Below are 15,491 nucleotides of genomic sequence, written 5' to 3'. Positions count from 1 at the left end.
AATGCTCGACACGATCCTCGCCCGCCGCGAATTCACTGGCTGGCACATGCTGGCTGTGATGCTCGCCTTCTTCGGCACGGTCATCGGCGTCAATGTGACGATGGCGATCTACGCCTCATCCACATGGAGCGGCCTCGTCGTCGAGAACAGCTATGTAGCAAGCCAGCACTTCGACACGGACGCCGCCGAGCGCCGCCGTGAGAACGCGCTCGGCTACAAGCTGGCGGCGCGCTACGAGAACGGGGTATTCTCGCTGAAGGCGCTACAGGCCGGCGAACCGAAGACCATCGAAAGCGTGAAGGTCGAGCTCGGCCGCCCGGTTGGCGCCGTCGAAACGCTCGCGCTCCACGGCACAGGCCGCAGCGCCCGCACCGCCGATATTGCCCTCGCACCCGGCGCATGGGAAGCCGACGTCTCGGCCGTTCTCGCCGACGGAGAACGCCTCGAACGGATTATCCGCTTCGAAGTGCCGGAGGACGAGGAACCCGGGAAATGAGTTGCTGCGCCGATCTTGCGACGGTCGACGTCGCCCTCGCCCATGCCGATCCGGACCGCCAGCGCCGCCGCGAGGAGCTCACCCACGCCGCACGAAAACTGGAAGGCGGCGATAGCGAAGTTGTCTTCTCCGCGCCCGCCATCCATTGCGGAGCCTGCATGGCGGCGATCGAAGACGCGCTCTCGCAGCAGGAGGGCGTCCAAAACGTCCGCGTCAACCTCACGCTGAAGCGGATCACGGTCCGTCTCGCGCCCGAGACCGACCCTGTTACAATCGCGGAGCGGCTCGATGCGCTCGGCTATCCCGCGACCGTCCTCGACCTCGGCGATCTCAACGATCTTGCCACCCACCGCCGCTCGTCCGAACTCCTGAAGGCGCTTGCCGTCGCGGGCTTTGCCAGCGCCAATGTTATGCTTCTTTCGGTTTCCGTCTGGTCCGGCGCGGATGCCGCGACGCGGGATATCTTCCATCTCGTTTCGGCGCTCATCGCCGTGCCCGCCATCGGCTATTCGGGGCGCATCTTCTTCCGCTCCGCGCTCACGGCCCTGCGCGCCGGGCGGCTCAACATGGACGTCCCCATCTCGCTCGCCATTCTGCTCGCCACCGGCATGAGCCTCGGCGAGACGCTCACCCATGGCGAGAGCGCCTATTTCGACGCGGCGCTGACGCTCACCTTCTTCCTCCTCATCGGCCGCACCCTCGACGAGCGCATGCGCGAGCGGGCGAGAAGCGCCGTCACGACCCTTGCCCGCCTCTCCGCCAAAGGCGCAACAGTGCTCGAAGAGGGCGAGGCCAGATATATGCCGCTCGACGAGATCGAACCCGGCATGCGACTTTCGCTCACCGCCGGGGAGCGCCTCGCCGTCGATGGCATCCTCGTCTCCACAACCGCCTCGCTCGACCGCTCCCTGGTCACCGGCGAAAGCGATCCGGTCGCGGCGGAAGCCGGTACGGCGCTCGAAGCCGGCGTCGTCAATCTCGGCGGTCCGATCGAGGTCACGGCGACCAAGCGCGCCGACGCCTCCTTCTTTGCCGAAATCCAGCGGATGATGACCGCCGCGGAAGCCGGCCGGGGCCGGCGCAGCCGGATCGCCGATGAGGTGGCGCGCATCTATGCGCCCGCCGTCCACATTGTGGCAGCCGTCACTTTTCTTGGCTGGATGATCGCCGGATATGGCTGTTACGCCGCGACATATGCCGCGATTTCGGTGCTCATCGTCACCTGCCCCTGCGCCCTCGGCCTTGCCGTTCCGGTGGTCCACGTGGTGGCGGCAAGCCGGCTCTTCGAGAACGGCATCCTGATGAAGGATGGCGGCGGCCTCGAAAAACTCGCCGGCGTCACTCGCGCGATCTTCGACAAGACCGGAACGCTGACGACAGGCCAGCCGGCCGTCGCCCGATGCGAGATCGCGGAAGAGGAAACCGGGCTAGCGTTGTCGCTCGCGAGAGCCTCCAGCCATCCGGCATCGAAAGCTCTGGCATACCACCTGCGTGGCGTCTCGCCAGCTAACGCCAAGGACATCCGCGAGCTGCCGGGCCTCGGGTTGGAGGGCCGTTTTAACGATCAGCGCATCCGTCTCGGACAAGCGGACTGGGTTTCCGGGATTGCCATCTGTCAATCCGATCGACCGACATCGGGCCTCGCCTTTGCCTTCGAGGGCAAGCCTCTGCGGCCGATCACACTGACCGAGCAACTTCGTCCCGAAGCCCGCGAAACCATTGCGGCGCTTCAGGCCGAGGGCATCGCCTGCGAGATCCTTTCCGGCGATGCGGAGCCGCAGGTCGCACGCATCGCTGCCAACCTCGCACTCCCCTCCACCGCAGGCCAGACACCCCAGGACAAGATGGCCGCGATCGCCGCACGGCAGGCGAAGGGAGAACGCGTGCTCATGGTGGGCGACGGCCTGAACGACGCGCCGAGTCTCGCCGCCGGCGACGTCTCCATGGCCCCGGCCTCGGCCTGCGATGTCGGGCGGCTTGCCGCTGATTTCGTCTTCACCCGCGAAGGCCTGTCGAGCGTCGCCATCGCGCTCCGCATCGCCCGCCGCTCGCGCCGCCTTGTCAACCAGAACTTCGGCCTCGCCTTCGCCTACAACGTCATCGCCGTGCCGCTGGCAATGGCCGGCTTCCTGACGCCGCTTCTGGCCGCCATCGCCATGTCACTCTCCTCGATCCTCGTCGTCGCCAACAGCCTGCGTCTCGCGGCTCCAGGCCATCGCCAAATCGTCAGGGCGAACGGCCGCGAAAAAGTGAGCAGATCGGAACGAGGTCTCGGCGAATTCGGAGCGCCCGCATGAACCTGCTCCTCTTCCTCATCCCACTCGCGCTCTTCCTGGGCGGCCTCGGTCTTGCGGCCTTTTTCTGGAGCCTGAGGAGCGGTCAGTACGGCGATCTCGAAGGTGCGGCGGAGCGGGTTCTGATGGAGGACGACTGAGGACGCCCAGAAGCAATCCTGCGCCGCAATTGCTCGAACACCCGCCATCGCAGCCAGGCGGTTCGATATCCCGTGCGATCCACGCTATAACTTCGTGGCACAGACCGAACGACGAAGGGCACGGATGACAGTCTCAACCGAAGCGATCGTGCAGTTTCTCGAAGGGCTTCACCCTTACGCCGACCTCAGTACCGAGGTCCGCAAGGTCATCGCCAGCGGCATGGGCGTGAAGACCGTCCCCGAGGGCGCGACGGTCTATTCGCTGGGCGACCAGCTCGAAGGCCTGTTTGTCGTCTGGTCCGGCGAAGTGGAGATCGTCGATGAGCACGGCGCACCGGTCTCCCTTCTCGGACGGCGCAATACATTCGGCGAACGCGGTCTCGTCGGGGATGGCCGGGCGCTGACCCGCGCGAAGGCCATTGCCGAAACGGTGCTCCTCGTCCTTCCCGCGCCGATATTCGCTCAGCTCGTCGCCGATCACGAGCCCTTCCGCGCGTTCTTCGCCCGTTCCCCGCGCGACCGGCCGACCCAGCGAACTCTCGCAACCACCCGGATCGAGGAGCTGATGGTGCGCGGCCCGGTGACCTGTTTGCCGGAAGAGACAGTCCAGGAAGCCGCCCGACGGATGCGCGAGCACCGCATTTCCTCGCTCTGCGTGACCGAGAACGGCAAGCTCTCCGGCATCGTCACCATGCGCGATCTCTCCGGCAAGGTGGTCGCCGAAGGTCTTCCTCCGACAACGCCGGTCTCCGAGGTGATGACTTCGAAACCGGTGACGCTCAAACCCTCGATGCTGGGCTCGGACGTCCTCCACACCATGGTCGAGCGCGGCATCGGACATCTGCCGATCTGCGAGCACGGCGAACTCGTCGGCATCGTCACCCAGACCAACCTCACACGTTGGCAGGCCGACACCTCCGCCGATTTCGTCTCAGCGGTCGCGAGCGCCCCGAATGTCGAGCGGATGGCGGAGATCGCGCAGAAGATCCCAAGCCTCCTCGTCAGCCTCGTCGCGGCCGGCAACCGGCACGAGGTCACGACACGCCTGATCACGGACGTCGCCGATGCCATCACCCGGCGCCTCATCAAGCTGGCGCAGGAAGAACTCGGCGAGGCGCCAACCGCCTATTGCTGGGCTGCCTGCGGCAGCCAGGGCCGGCAGGAACAGACCGGCGTCTCCGATCAGGACAACTGCCTGATCATTGCCGACGATGCCGGCCCGGAAGCGATGAAATGGTTCGAGGATTTCGCGCGCTTCGTCTGCGATGGGCTGAACGCCTGCGGCTATGTCTACTGCCCCGGCGACATGATGGCGACCAATCCGCAGTGGCGACAGACAGTCAGCGTCTGGCGCGGCTATTTCGACAAGTGGATCGCCCGGCCCGACCCGATGGCCCAGATGCTCGCTTCGGTGATGTTCGACCTCCGCCCGATCGGCGGCGATCCCGAACTGTTCGACGCTCTTCAGCACGACACACTGGAAGCCGCCTCGAAGAATTCGATCTTCGTCAAGCACATGACGGCGAACGCGTTGAAGCACCAACCGCCGCTCGGGCTCTTCCGCGGCTTTGCGACGATCCGCTCCGGCGAGCACAAGAACACGCTCGATCTCAAGCACAACGGCGTCGTTCCGGTGATCGATCTCGCCCGACTATATGCGATCCGGGGCCGCCTTTCGCCGGTGAACACCCGCGCGCGGCTGGAGGCGGCAAGCGCCTCAAAGATCGTGGTCCAGCGCGACGGGCAGGCACTGCTCGATGCCTACGACCTGATCGCCCAGACGCGGCTCGAACACCAGATGCGGCGGGTGAAGGCGGGCGGCGATCCGGACAATTTCATGGAGCCTTGGCGATTGTCGGATTTCGACCGATCGCACCTGCGCAACGCCTTCGTGGTGATCAAAAGGTTGCAGTCGGCGATGGGCTACCGGCTCGGACCATTGGGATAGGCCGGCGATGGGAGGGAGGAACCATTGCCGCAGAAAGGGAGGCAGCCGATGATGGTTCTCTCCCTGCGCCTGCGCGTCTTTTTGATTTTTCTGACGCTCGCTGTCGGATGCATCGGCGCGACCGCGATCGCGCTCTACTCGGGCGTCTATCGCGGCGATGTGCCATTCGACAGCGCAATCGGCCCCTTCATCATCGCCGGCTTTCTTCTGCTTGGTCTCGTCATGTCGGCATGGTTCGCATTCGACAAATACATCGCCCGGCCGATCGATCGCCTCGCGGCGGAGATGCGGGTACGCGCCCATTGCGGCACCTCCCACGAACTCGACCTTGCCGAAACGCACTATCTCGGCGATTTCGCCCATGCGGCCGACGCGGTCACGCGGCGGCTCGGCGAAGCGACCTTCGAAACGGCGGGCACGGTCGCCCGCGAAACCGCCCGGCTGGAGGCCGAACGCCAGCGCCTCACCGCGTGCCTGACCGAAATTCCGGTGGCGACGATCGTCGTCAGCGCAACGGATAAGATTGTCCTCTATGATGGACAGGCCGCCGAAATCCTCGCTCAGACCGCGACACCCCGTCTCAATGCCCCGATTGCGGACTATCTCGATGGTGATGCCATTACCAGCGCCAAGCAGGCTCTTGCACCGAACGGCAACAAGATCAATTTCGAGGTTTCCAATGCCGCGCGAAGCGTGACCCATTCGGCGGTGATGCGCGCCTTCGCCGACGGCGGTTATCTTCTCGCCTTTCAGAACGCGGATATTCAGCTCGCGCCGGACGCCGCTCGCCCCCTCGTCTACGATTTTTCACTGCTCGAACGGGCGCCCCCGCCAACCCTCATCGAGGCGCCTTTGCGCGATCTCGTCTATTGCGTCTTCGACACGGAAACGACCGGGCTGATCCCCCATCGCGACGAGATCGTTCAGATGGGCGCAATCCGGATCGTCGACGGCAAGCTCGTCGAAGGCGAAACCTTCGACATGCTCGTCGATCCCGGAGGCCCGATCCCCCGGGCCTCCTCGAAGATCCATGGCATCTCAGACGAGATGGTGGCGGGTCAGCCGAAGATCGCCGAGGCCGGACGCCGGTTTTTCGAATTTGCGAAGGACTCGGTGCTCGTCGCCCACAATGCGCCCTTCGACATGAGCTTCCTGCGCCGGCACGAAAAGAATATCGGCGTCAGTTTCGACCATCCGATCGTCGACACGGTGCTCGTCTCCGCCGTCGTCTTCGGTATGACAGAGAGCCACATGCTCGATGCCGTCTGCGAACGGCTGGGCATTTCGATCGAGAAGAAGGATCGCCACACCGCCCTCGGCGATGCGCGTGTCACCGCCGAAGCCATGAAGCGGATGATCCCGCTCCTCGAAGCCCGCGGCATCGACACCTTCGGCAAGCTCCTCACCGAAACGCGCAAGCACGGCCGGCTCGTCGCTGACCTGAATTGAGCGCACACGAAAAGAGCCCCGCGCCGATGCGACCGGGACCTTTCTCCGATATGTCTGCATTGGCTCGGTGGCGGAGCTTCACAAACCTGCACTTGAAGATCTCGTGGCCCCACTTGGTTGTAGCCGGCGAAGACCTTCTTCTTGTGCAGATGGCACGATTTGAAGATGATGAACTTACCGAAGCCGTGGCCTTGCAAGCCAGCCAGGGCGCTCGGCATTGCAATCGTGGCCATCATGGCGACGGTGGGGGCGGCCGGTTGAGTCCGCCGATGACCAGAAGCTGGCTGGGGGCCGTGCAGCCCTCAGTGGCTCGAGGCACAAGATCGACAAGCTTTCGCGCTTGCCTTCTCCCAAGAAACGGGCGACCCCGGAGACAGTCTGAAGAGCAAGGCTAATTGTGACGCGTGGGCTGGCTGAAGGCCCAGGTGGCCGCCACGATAGGGCGATGACACCGTGGTTCTCCGTCTTGTGAATCTGCAGGAACAGGCTAGCTGTAGGCGAACGATTCCATCCGCTGACGACAGGAGCTCCCCACATGAGCCTCGACCTTCGCACCGACATCGCCGACCCGCTCTGGGTCCCGATTCTGACGCATTACACGCCGGGCGGCGAGGTCGATGCTTCGCGGATGCTTCAGCACTGGCACAGCCTTTCGCCGAACGTTCGACAGGTGATGCTGGCCGGCTCGACCGGCGACGGCTGGGAGCTGGACGACGAGCGCTTCGATGCGCTGATCGATCTCGGCGATTCACCCGATCTGCCGGAAGGCGCAGCTCTTCTGTTCGGCATTCTGAGGCCGTCGACCGAGGAGGTCCTCGCCCGGCTCCAGCATCTCGAAAGCCGCCTCGATGCACATCCGCGCCTGAAAACCCGCGTGCGGGGTGTCGCCATCTGCCCACCCGTCGATCCGAACGCCAATCAGGACGCAATCCGCAAGCACTTCGAGGACGTCATCGCCGCAAGCACCCTCCCCGTCGCGGTCTACCAACTGCCGCAGGTGACCCAGTGCGCGATCGCGCCGGATACGCTCGCCGCCCTCGCCGAAAATCCCCGCGTTATCATGTTCAAGGACAGCAGCGGCGAAGATGTCGTCGCCAATGATCGGGACGGCTATGACGGCGTCGTCATGGTGCGCGGCGCGGAAGGCGGCTATCTCGAAGCATTGAAACCGAAAGGGCCATACCACGGCTGGCTCCTCAGCACCGGCAACGCGCTTGCCGGTCCATTGCGCCGGGTGCTTCAGCTGAACGGAACCGGGGACGGGGCGGGCGCAGCCAAGCTCTCCGGGGCGATCTCAAAAGCCGTCGAAAGCGTCTTCGCCGCCGCCGCAAACGAAGGCGGTGCGAACGCTTTTTCCAACGCCAATCGCGCCATGGACCACCTGCGCGCGTACGGCCGGAGCTGGCGCGACGCACCTGCTGCTCTCAAGGTGGACGGCTCGGCGCTTTCGGCCGAACTTGTCGCGGAGGTCGAAACCCATGCCGCTGACTTCCTTGAGATCAGCGACACTGGCTATCGGACCTCGTAGCCGACAATGCCTGTACGGATTTGCTGAGGCAGGTCACTCGACCATGATGTGTTGAACCGCAGGTGCCGAGATGCCGAATTGTTCAATCGCTAGGTGAGTTTACGTCCTCGACAAATCGCTCGATCGCGGCAAGCAGCTGTTCGGTGATCGCACTTTTCGATGCACTCTTGGCTTGCAACGGCATGACCAGTTCGCGATCGGGCTCGTCATAAAGCATCCGGGCAATGAGCTGGCTGCCGAAGCGCAAGCCATGCTCACCCGGGCGGCCGGGTACGGGACAGCGACCTACGAGGATATTCGCGGCTTCAAGTTCCGCCATGACGGTCTTCGACGCAGCAAGATCGCCGATCGGGACGACCACCTGATGGGTTTCGGCAGGGCGGTCTTCCAGGAGAACAGGCAGTCCGGCCTCGACAAGGCAGTGTTTCAGGCAAGTGGCGAGCTGCACTGTCGCTTCCGCATAGGCGCCAGTCTCGGCAAATTCGGCAAGGACACCGCAGAGCGGCGGAAGCCGCGCGGCGTTTTGGTTGGCGAGAAGATTGGCGTCGAGGAAGTCGGCGAAACGGGCGCCGTTGCCGGGCTCGCGGCCCATGACGATGGCGCCGGTGGGGCCGGCGAGTGTCTTGTAGGTAGAGGTGGTGATCAGGTCGACGCCTGCTTCAAGCGGGTTCGGAAAGACACCTCCGGCGATCAGGCCCGCGACGTGGGAAGCGTCGTAGACCGAAAGCGCACCGGTCTCGCGGCAGGCTGTGACGACCGGTTCGAGATCGTCGGGCCCGAGGACGACGCTGCGCCCCAGCATGACCATGGCCGGCTTCTCGCGCCGGATCTGGTCGGCAGCCGCTTCGCTGTCGAGGCATTGACGCTGCGCGTCGAAAGGCAGATCCCGAACTTCGAGACCACGCATCGATGGCGTTCCGCCGCGCCGCTGGCTGAGATGCCCTCCATGGCTGCCAGCCGGGGCGAGAAGAATGTCGCCGGCCGAGGCGAAAGCGGAAATGACCGCGAGATTCGCGATCGTGCAGCTCGGCAGCCGGCAATCCGCCCAAGCCGCGCCGAAGACTTGTCCCGCGAGACGCGCCGCGAGGGTTTCAAGCGAGGCGACGAAGTCGCTGCCCGGTTGTTCCTTGTCACGGAGCGGGCCCATGGCCGGCATCAGGCTGAGAGTCGGATCGAAGGAAGCCTTGAGAGACGGCGTGAGGATATTCGCCCCGGCATAGAGCACGAGATAATCCTCATGCAGCGCACGGGCGTGACCGGCCACGCGCTCGGTCAGAGCGGCCTTGACGGCATCGGCGCCCCAGCCGTCGAGATCGTCGAACCGGTCAGGCCGGGTCATATCGCGGTTATCGTCCGGAAGAGGCAGAAGGCTCGATCACCGCGCCGCTGTCGATCAGCTTATCGATCTCATCCTCCGAATAGCCGGTCTCGGCGAGGATCTCGCGGTTGTGCTGGCCGAGGAGCGGTGCGGGTCGGACCACTTGGCCCGGCGTTTCGGAGAACTTGATCGGCAGGCCAATCGCCTTCACCTCGCCGGCATTCGGATGGTTCGTCGTGACGATCATGTCGCGTGCTCGGGCCTGAGGGTCTTCGTGCATCTCGCCGATCCCGAGGACAGGGCCGGCTGGCACGCCGGCATCTTCGAGGCGTTGCAGCCAGGCTTCGGAGGTGTCCGTCCTGAAATATTCGTTCAGGATTTCCTCCAGTACCGACAGATTGCCCATGCGGCCGGAATTGCTGGCGAAGCGCTCGTCGCTCGCCAGATCCTCAGCGCCGATGACGGTCAGCATCCGCTCCCAGTTCTTCTGGTTCGCCGCGCCGAGCGTGATCCAGCCATCTTGCGTCTCGAATGCCTGATACGGCGCATTCAGCGGATGGGCCGAGCCGAGGGGACCGGGCGATTTACCGGTCGCGAAAGTGATCGCGGACTGCCAGTAGGTATGGGTGATGCCGGCCTCGAAGAGCGATGTGTCGACCTTCTGGCCCTCGCCGGTCTGCAGCTTGCGGGCGTAAGCCGCCGCGCAGCCGAGTGCGCCGAGAATGCCGGCGGTGATATCGGAGACCGGAGCACCCGATTTCACCGGCGGTCGCCCCGGCCCCTCCCCCGTGATCGACATGAGGCCGCTCATCCCCTGCGCTATGAGATCGAAGCCGCCGCGCGAGGCATAAGGCCCGGTCCGGCCAAAGCCGGAAATCTCGCAATAGATGAGACCCGGATTGACCTTTTTCAGCTCGTCATAACCGAGGCCGAGCTTCTCCATCGTCCCCATGCGATAGTTCTCGATGACGACGTCGGCCTTTTCCAGCATGCGCCGCAGCACCGCCTTGCCGTCCTCGCTCTTCAGGTCGAGGACGACGCCGCGCTTGTTGCGGTTCATCATCATGAAGGCGGCGGACTCGCCCTCGATGTCCGGCGGCAGGAAACGGCGGGTGTCGTCGCCGGTGGGCTTTTCCACCTTCACGACATCGGCTCCCATATCGGCCAGCATCATGCCGCAGACCGGGCCGGCCATGATATGCGCCAGCTCGACCACCTTCATGCCGGCGAGCGGCCCGAAATTCTCGGCCATCACTTGCCCTTCCATTCGGGTTTGCGCTTGCCGAGAAAGGCTTCCATGCCTTCCTTGAAGTCCTCGCTCATATAGGCCTGGACGACGAGGTCGCGGTCGTCGGCAGCAGCGCCTTCGGTGCGCAGGCGGCGGAGCGCCTCTTTGGTGGTGCGGAGCGTGATCGGGGCGTGGCTCTTGAGGGTCTCGGCGAGTTCGGCCGCGCGGGCGACCAGAGCATCGTAATCCTCGACGATCTCGGAGATGAGCCCGGCGGATTTGGCTTCCTCGGCGCCGACGAGGCGTGCCGTGAAGATGATCTCCTTGACGCGACCTGCGCCCATCAGTTCCGAGAGCCGCGACAGATTGGCGATCGACAGGCAATTGCCGAGCGTGCGGGCGATCGGAAAGCCGAACTTGAGATCGGCGGTCGCGATGCGGATGTCACAGGCCGCGGCGATGCCCGCACCACCACCGGTGCAGGCGCGGCAGATGGCGGCGATGATCGGCACCGGGCAGGCTTCGACCGCGCCGAGCACCACATCCATCCTGTGCTCGTAGTCGAGCGCGTCCTGCTCGGTCGAAAAGCCGCGAAACTGGGTCATGTCCGTACCCGCCGCAAACGCCTTTTCGCCGGCACCGATCACGACGAGGCATTTGACCGAGCCGTCGGTCGGCACGTTGCGGCAGATATCCGCAAGGCCTTCATACATGGCGAAGGTGAGCGCGTTGCGGGCCTGCGGGCGGTTGAGCGTCACCCAGCCGACGCCGTCGCGGATCTCGTAGAGGAGTTCGTTGTCGGACATGGCTTACCTGTAGAATGTTTCGACGAGGAACATCGGGATCGACGGCACATAGGTGCAGAGCATCAGGACGAAGAGGAGCACGCCCACAAAGGGCAGGTTCGCCTTCGACACTTCCCAGATATTCGCTTTTGCGATGGAGCAGGCCGTGATGAGAACCGAGGCGACCGGCGGCGTCTGCTGGCCGATCGCAAGGTTGAGCGTCACGACGAGACCGAAATGGACCGGGTCGATGCCCGCCTGATTGATCAGCGGCACGATGATCGGCACGACGAGGATGATCGCGGCGGCCGAGTGGAGGAAGAGGCCGATCACCAGGAAGAAGACGTTGAGGATGAGGAAGATCAACGCCTGATTGGTCGTAATGTCTAGAATGCCCGCGGCCAGCTGCTGCGGGATACGCGCCTGGGTGAGGTAGGAGCCCATCAGCACCGAGGCCGCGACGAGCAGCATGACGACGGCAGTCTGGATGCCACCTTCCAGCATGGCGAGCCGCAGCTGCTTCCAGTCGATCTCGCGATACCATGCGCCGACGAGGATGGCCGCGACGACGGCGACTCCCGCGCCTTCCGTCGCCGTGACGTAGCCGCCGAAGATACCGCCGAGAATGATGACCGGCAGAGAGAAGGTCGGCAGGGCTTCGAGGAAGGTCTTGCGCAGCTGCTTGAGGTTGAAGGCTTCTTCCGTCGGCAGGTTGTATTTGGCGGCGTAGTAATAGGCGACGCTCATCAGGCCGGCCGCGCCGATGAGGCCCGGCACGATACCGGCGATGAACAGCTGCTCGATCGAGGTGCCGGCCGACACCGCATAGAGGATCATCGGGATCGACGGCGGGATGATGATAGCGAGCGAGGCCGAGGACGAGGTGATGGCGGCCGAGAATGGCGCGCCATAGCCGCGCTTCTTCATCTCCGGGATGATGATCGAGCCCATGGCCGCGACGTCGGCGACCGCAGAGCCCGAGATTTCCGCAAAGAACAGCGAGACGGCGACGTTCACCATGGCAAGGCCGCCGCGCACGAAGCCGATCACGGCCGAAACGAAGGCGATGAGGCGGCGGGTGATACCCGTCGCGTTCATGATCGCGCCAGCGAGCACGAACATCGGAATCGCGATCAGCGAAAAGGACCGCGCGCCGTTGTACATGTCGAGCGCAATGGTCACGAGTGCGCCCGTGCCGTCGTCGATGATGATGGCAAGAACCGCCGAAAGGCAGAGGGCGACCGCGATCGGCACGTTGATGCAGACCATCGCGACCAAAGCGAGGAACATGAGAAGGACGATCATGACCGGTCACCTTTCTCGGGGGTCTCGCCGTGGGCGAGCGGCTGATGTTCGGTCGACCGTCCGGCCATGACAGCGCGCCAGTAGTCGGGAAGGCTCAGGAGTTCGGCGATGATGAAGAGGATCGCGCCGATCGGGATGATCGACTGGGTGACCGCGATCGGCACCCAGGGCAGGCTGACGAGGTTTTCGCCCTGCAGGATCATCAGCACCTGAAGGCCGGACCAGGCGAGGGTAGCGAAAAAGCCGATGACGAGCACTTCGGCGACGATGATCGCCACGCGCCGCGCATTGTGCGGCAAGGCGAGAAGCACGTCGTCGAAGCCGATATGGCTGCGCTTCAGGGCGGCCAGCGATGCTCCGTAATAGGTGATCCAGGCGAGCATGATCCCGGCGACTTCGTCGTACCAAGAGAGCGACGCACCGAGCTTTCGCCAGACAACGGCGGCGACGACGATGACCGTGAGACCGACCATCAGGGAGATGACCACCCAGGTCAGGATCTCACCTAAGATTTTTGACGCTTGGCGCACCGTTCCTCCCACGCCCTCCACACGGAAAGCGCCCGCCGTTACCATTCTGTGGAGAGAGGGCGGGGCTCGGTAGCCAAGTCCCGCCCTGACAGAAGAAGCGAGATGCCGGCACGGCCGTCGAGAGGCCGTGCCGAATCCCACTTTTCAGGTCAGGAACCCGAGGCTAGAGCCTGGATGTCCTCGATCAGCTTCTGGCCACCTTCGACCTGACTGCCGAATTCCTCGTAGATCGGCTTGGAAGCTTCGATGAAGGCCTCCTTGTCGGCCTCGTTCACCTTGGTGCCGGCCTTCTCGATCTCGCCGATGAGGTCCTCGTCCATCTGGGCCGAGGTTTCATAGGCGAAGTCACTGGCTTTGGTGGCGCAGTCCTGAACGGCGGTCTGCAGCTCCTCGTCCCAGCTGTCCCAGTTGCGGGTCGAGGTGGTGAGGTAGGCCGGCGAATAGACGTGGCCGGTCATGGAGAGGTAGTCCTGCACCTCCTGGAAGCGGCCCGAATAGATCTGTGCCAGCGGGTTTTCCTGCCCGTCGATCACGCCGGTCTGGAGGGCGGTGAAGACCTCCGAGAAGGCCATCGGCGTCGGGTTCGCGCCGTAGCTCTGGAACATCTTCACGCGCCATTCGCCCTTGGGCGTCCTCAGCTTGATGCCTTCGAGATCCGACGGCGTGTTGATCGCCCGAACATTGTTGGTGATGTTGCGGAAGCCATTCTCCCAGAAGCCGAGAATGCGGTAACCGCGCTCTTCAGCCGCGCTAACGAATGTGTCGCGCATGTTATCGCGAACGTTTCGCATATGGTCGCGGTTCTGGATGATGTAGGGCATCTCGAAGACGCCGAAGGTCGGCGAGACCGAGCTCATCACCGAGGAGGGAAGCGAGAAGCCGATCTGGCCGAGCTTCAGCTTCTGGAGCATCTCCTCGTCATTGCCGAGCTGCGAGGACCCGTAGACGTTGACCTCGGCAAGGCCGGTCTCGTTCACGCATTCGGCGAAGTTGTTGGTGGTCGCTTCATAAAGCGAACCCGGATCGCCGACATGGCCGAGATCGAGGCTTTCCTGCGCCTGCACGCTGCCCGCGCAGAAGGCCGCGACGGTGGTGCCGAGTAGGATGGACTTGAGCTTCATCTGGTTTTCCTCCCAAGGATAATTAGTTCGAGTACGGTAGAGGCAGCTCCTCCCGCCGCCGTGACAGCCCCTTTTCGGGTCTTCTTCTTGGTCCCGTTTTATTCCGCAGCCTGGCGATAGCGGGCGGTCTCGGTCTCCCCGAGAACCGCCATCGCAGCGTCCACGCCCCCGGATTTATGGGCGACACCTGCCGCCTTCAGACCCATCTCCACGCCCCCCAGCGTGCCGATGAGCGTGAGATCGTTGAAATCACCGAGATGGCCGATCCGGAAGATCTGGTCGGCGACCTTGGAGAGCCCTGCCCCGAGCGACATGTCGAAGCGATCGAGGATGACCTTGCGCAAGGCGTCCGCGCCCTTGCGCTCCGGCATCAGCACCGCGGTCAGCGACCCGGAATGATGGGCGGGCTCTGCGCAGAGGACTTCGAGGCCCCAGGCATCGACGGCCGCGCGGGCCGCCGCACCATGGCGCCGATGGCGAGCGAAGACGTTGTCGAGACCCTCCTCGTGCAGCATCTCGATCGCAGCATCGAGGCCGTAGAGGAGGTTCGTCGCCGGCGTATAGGTGAAGAAGCCGTTCTCGTTGGCTGCCAGCATCTCGTCCCACGCCCAGTAGGAGCGCGGCAGCTTCGCGTTTTTCTGCGCTTCCAGCGCCTTGTCGGAGACCGCGTTGAAGGAGAGGCCCGGCGGCAGCATCAGCCCCTTCTGGGAACCGCCGACCGTGACGTCGACGCCCCATTCGTCGTGCCGGTAGTCGATGGAAGCGAGCGATGAGATCGTATCGACGAGGAGCAGCGCCGGATGACCCGCCGCATCGATCGCATCGCGCACAGCCTTGATCGGCGAGACACAGCCCGTCGAGGTCTCGTTATGGACGACGCAGACCGCCTTGATCTCGTGTTGGATGTCGGCCTTCAGCCGCTCGCCGATCGCGGCGGCGTCTGCCCCGTGCCGCCAGTCGCCCTCGATGAACTCCGTGCGCAGACCCAGCCGCTCGGCGAGCTTCTTCCACAGGGTAGCGAAGTGGCCGGTCTCGTACATCAGGCAGAGATCGCCCGGCGAGAGCGTGTTGACGAGCGCGGCTTCCCATGCCCCCGTCCCCGAGGCCGGATAGATCACCACAGGATTCTTCGTCTGGAAGATCGTGCGGATGCCGGCGAGAACCCGTTTTCCCAGCGCTTGGAATTCCGGGCCGCGATGATCCATCGTCGGCATGTCGATTGCACGCAGGACACGGTCCGGCACATTGGTGGGACCGGGAATCTGAAGGAAATGACGGCCGGCTTGATAGGACACGAGTGCGCCTCCCGAGGCATCCGAACCGCTTCGTAATGAGCGGCTCCACTTATC

The 15,491-nt window shown here is 64.2% G+C and carries 13 protein-coding genes; 6 read left to right on the top strand and 7 right to left on the bottom strand.

What is annotated here, in order from left to right:
* Nucleotide 1: 1 nt before the first annotated feature.
* From ABRA89_RS02020 to ABRA89_RS01995, 6 genes are all read left to right on the top strand, one after another.
* Nucleotides 2–496, top strand: a complete 495-nt coding sequence (locus tag ABRA89_RS02020) for a FixH family protein (RefSeq protein ID WP_349939774.1) — start codon at nucleotides 2–4, stop codon at nucleotides 494–496.
* On the top strand, nucleotides 493–2,793 hold the full coding sequence (locus tag ABRA89_RS02015) for a heavy metal translocating P-type ATPase (protein WP_349939773.1): 2,301 nt from the start codon (nucleotides 493–495) through the stop codon (nucleotides 2,791–2,793). The genes ABRA89_RS02020 and ABRA89_RS02015 overlap by 4 nt, the downstream gene beginning before the upstream one ends.
* A complete protein-coding gene (gene ccoS / locus ABRA89_RS02010; RefSeq protein ID WP_349939772.1) occupies nucleotides 2,790–2,930 on the top strand; it encodes a cbb3-type cytochrome oxidase assembly protein CcoS in 141 nt (46 codons plus the stop codon). The genes ABRA89_RS02015 and ccoS overlap by 4 nt, the downstream gene beginning before the upstream one ends.
* 124 nt (nucleotides 2,931–3,054) lie before the next feature.
* The gene (locus tag ABRA89_RS02005) at nucleotides 3,055–4,878 is read left to right on the top strand and encodes a DUF294 nucleotidyltransferase-like domain-containing protein (protein WP_349939771.1); all 1,824 of its coding nucleotides are present in this window, start codon (nucleotides 3,055–3,057) and stop codon (nucleotides 4,876–4,878) included.
* Between the two features lie 48 nt (nucleotides 4,879–4,926).
* Nucleotides 4,927–6,327 carry a 3'-5' exonuclease gene (locus ABRA89_RS02000; RefSeq protein ID WP_349939770.1) on the top strand — a complete coding sequence of 467 codons (1,401 nt, stop codon included), beginning with the start codon at nucleotides 4,927–4,929 and terminating at the stop codon, nucleotides 6,325–6,327.
* A gap of 535 nt (nucleotides 6,328–6,862) precedes the next feature.
* Nucleotides 6,863–7,855, top strand: coding sequence for a dihydrodipicolinate synthase family protein (locus ABRA89_RS01995; RefSeq protein WP_349939769.1), 993 nt, complete (start codon nucleotides 6,863–6,865; stop codon nucleotides 7,853–7,855).
* A gap of 82 nt (nucleotides 7,856–7,937) precedes the next feature.
* On the opposite strand, the gene ABRA89_RS01990 is transcribed toward ABRA89_RS01995, so the two are convergent.
* The 7 genes from ABRA89_RS01990 to ABRA89_RS01960 all read right to left on the bottom strand — a co-directional run bounded on the left by ABRA89_RS01990 (nucleotide 7,938) and on the right by ABRA89_RS01960 (nucleotide 15,437).
* Entirely contained in the window at nucleotides 7,938–9,194 is a 1,257-nt protein-coding gene (locus ABRA89_RS01990; protein WP_349939768.1) for a glycine hydroxymethyltransferase, read from the bottom strand.
* A 7-nt stretch (nucleotides 9,195–9,201) separates the two neighbouring features.
* Entirely contained in the window at nucleotides 9,202–10,425 is a 1,224-nt protein-coding gene (locus ABRA89_RS01985) for a CaiB/BaiF CoA transferase family protein (protein WP_349939767.1), read from the bottom strand.
* Nucleotides 10,425–11,207, bottom strand: coding sequence for an enoyl-CoA hydratase/isomerase family protein (locus ABRA89_RS01980; RefSeq protein WP_349939766.1), 783 nt, complete (start codon nucleotides 11,205–11,207; stop codon nucleotides 10,425–10,427). The genes ABRA89_RS01985 and ABRA89_RS01980 overlap by 1 nt, the downstream gene beginning before the upstream one ends.
* Nucleotides 11,208–11,210: 3 nt before the next feature.
* Nucleotides 11,211–12,491 carry a TRAP transporter large permease gene (locus ABRA89_RS01975; protein ID WP_349939765.1) on the bottom strand — a complete coding sequence of 427 codons (1,281 nt, stop codon included), beginning with the start codon at nucleotides 12,489–12,491 and terminating at the stop codon, nucleotides 11,211–11,213.
* Nucleotides 12,488–12,964 carry a TRAP transporter small permease gene (locus tag ABRA89_RS01970; RefSeq protein ID WP_349939764.1) on the bottom strand — a complete coding sequence of 159 codons (477 nt, stop codon included), beginning with the start codon at nucleotides 12,962–12,964 and terminating at the stop codon, nucleotides 12,488–12,490. Before ABRA89_RS01970 ends, ABRA89_RS01975 begins: the two co-directional genes overlap by 4 nt.
* A gap of 206 nt (nucleotides 12,965–13,170) precedes the next feature.
* Complete coding sequence (locus tag ABRA89_RS01965) at nucleotides 13,171–14,142, bottom strand: TRAP transporter substrate-binding protein (RefSeq protein ID WP_349939763.1); 972 nt, start codon at nucleotides 14,140–14,142, stop codon at nucleotides 13,171–13,173.
* 98 nt (nucleotides 14,143–14,240) lie between these two features.
* A complete protein-coding gene (locus ABRA89_RS01960; protein WP_349939762.1) occupies nucleotides 14,241–15,437 on the bottom strand; it encodes a pyridoxal-phosphate-dependent aminotransferase family protein in 1,197 nt (398 codons plus the stop codon).
* Nucleotides 15,438–15,491: the final 54 nt, after the last annotated feature.

Source organism: Fulvimarina thalattae, assembly GCF_040239565.1.
Lineage (GTDB): Bacteria > Pseudomonadota > Alphaproteobacteria > Rhizobiales > Rhizobiaceae > Fulvimarina.
The sequence above is the reverse complement of the archived record's forward strand: the minus strand, read 5'-3'. Positions and strand labels throughout refer to the sequence as shown.

What these genes read in the sequence shown, in the direction of transcription:
- ABRA89_RS02020 (WP_349939774.1), top strand. Translation starts at nt 2, where the DNA reads ATGCTCGACACGATCCTCGCCCGCCGCGAATTCACTGGCTGGCACATG.
- ABRA89_RS02015 (WP_349939773.1), top strand. Translation starts at nt 493, where the DNA reads ATGAGTTGCTGCGCCGATCTTGCGACGGTCGACGTCGCCCTCGCCCAT.
- ccoS (WP_349939772.1), top strand. Translation starts at nt 2,790, where the DNA reads ATGAACCTGCTCCTCTTCCTCATCCCACTCGCGCTCTTCCTGGGCGGC.
- ABRA89_RS02005 (WP_349939771.1), top strand. Translation starts at nt 3,055, where the DNA reads ATGACAGTCTCAACCGAAGCGATCGTGCAGTTTCTCGAAGGGCTTCAC.
- ABRA89_RS02000 (WP_349939770.1), top strand. Translation starts at nt 4,927, where the DNA reads ATGATGGTTCTCTCCCTGCGCCTGCGCGTCTTTTTGATTTTTCTGACG.
- ABRA89_RS01995 (WP_349939769.1), top strand. Translation starts at nt 6,863, where the DNA reads ATGAGCCTCGACCTTCGCACCGACATCGCCGACCCGCTCTGGGTCCCG.
- ABRA89_RS01990 (WP_349939768.1), bottom strand. Translation starts at nt 9,194, where the DNA reads ATGACCCGGCCTGACCGGTTCGACGATCTCGACGGCTGGGGCGCCGAT.
- ABRA89_RS01985 (WP_349939767.1), bottom strand. Translation starts at nt 10,425, where the DNA reads ATGGCCGAGAATTTCGGGCCGCTCGCCGGCATGAAGGTGGTCGAGCTG.
- ABRA89_RS01980 (WP_349939766.1), bottom strand. Translation starts at nt 11,207, where the DNA reads ATGTCCGACAACGAACTCCTCTACGAGATCCGCGACGGCGTCGGCTGG.
- ABRA89_RS01975 (WP_349939765.1), bottom strand. Translation starts at nt 12,491, where the DNA reads ATGATCGTCCTTCTCATGTTCCTCGCTTTGGTCGCGATGGTCTGCATC.
- ABRA89_RS01970 (WP_349939764.1), bottom strand. Translation starts at nt 12,964, where the DNA reads ATGGTCGGTCTCACGGTCATCGTCGTCGCCGCCGTTGTCTGGCGAAAG.
- ABRA89_RS01965 (WP_349939763.1), bottom strand. Translation starts at nt 14,142, where the DNA reads ATGAAGCTCAAGTCCATCCTACTCGGCACCACCGTCGCGGCCTTCTGC.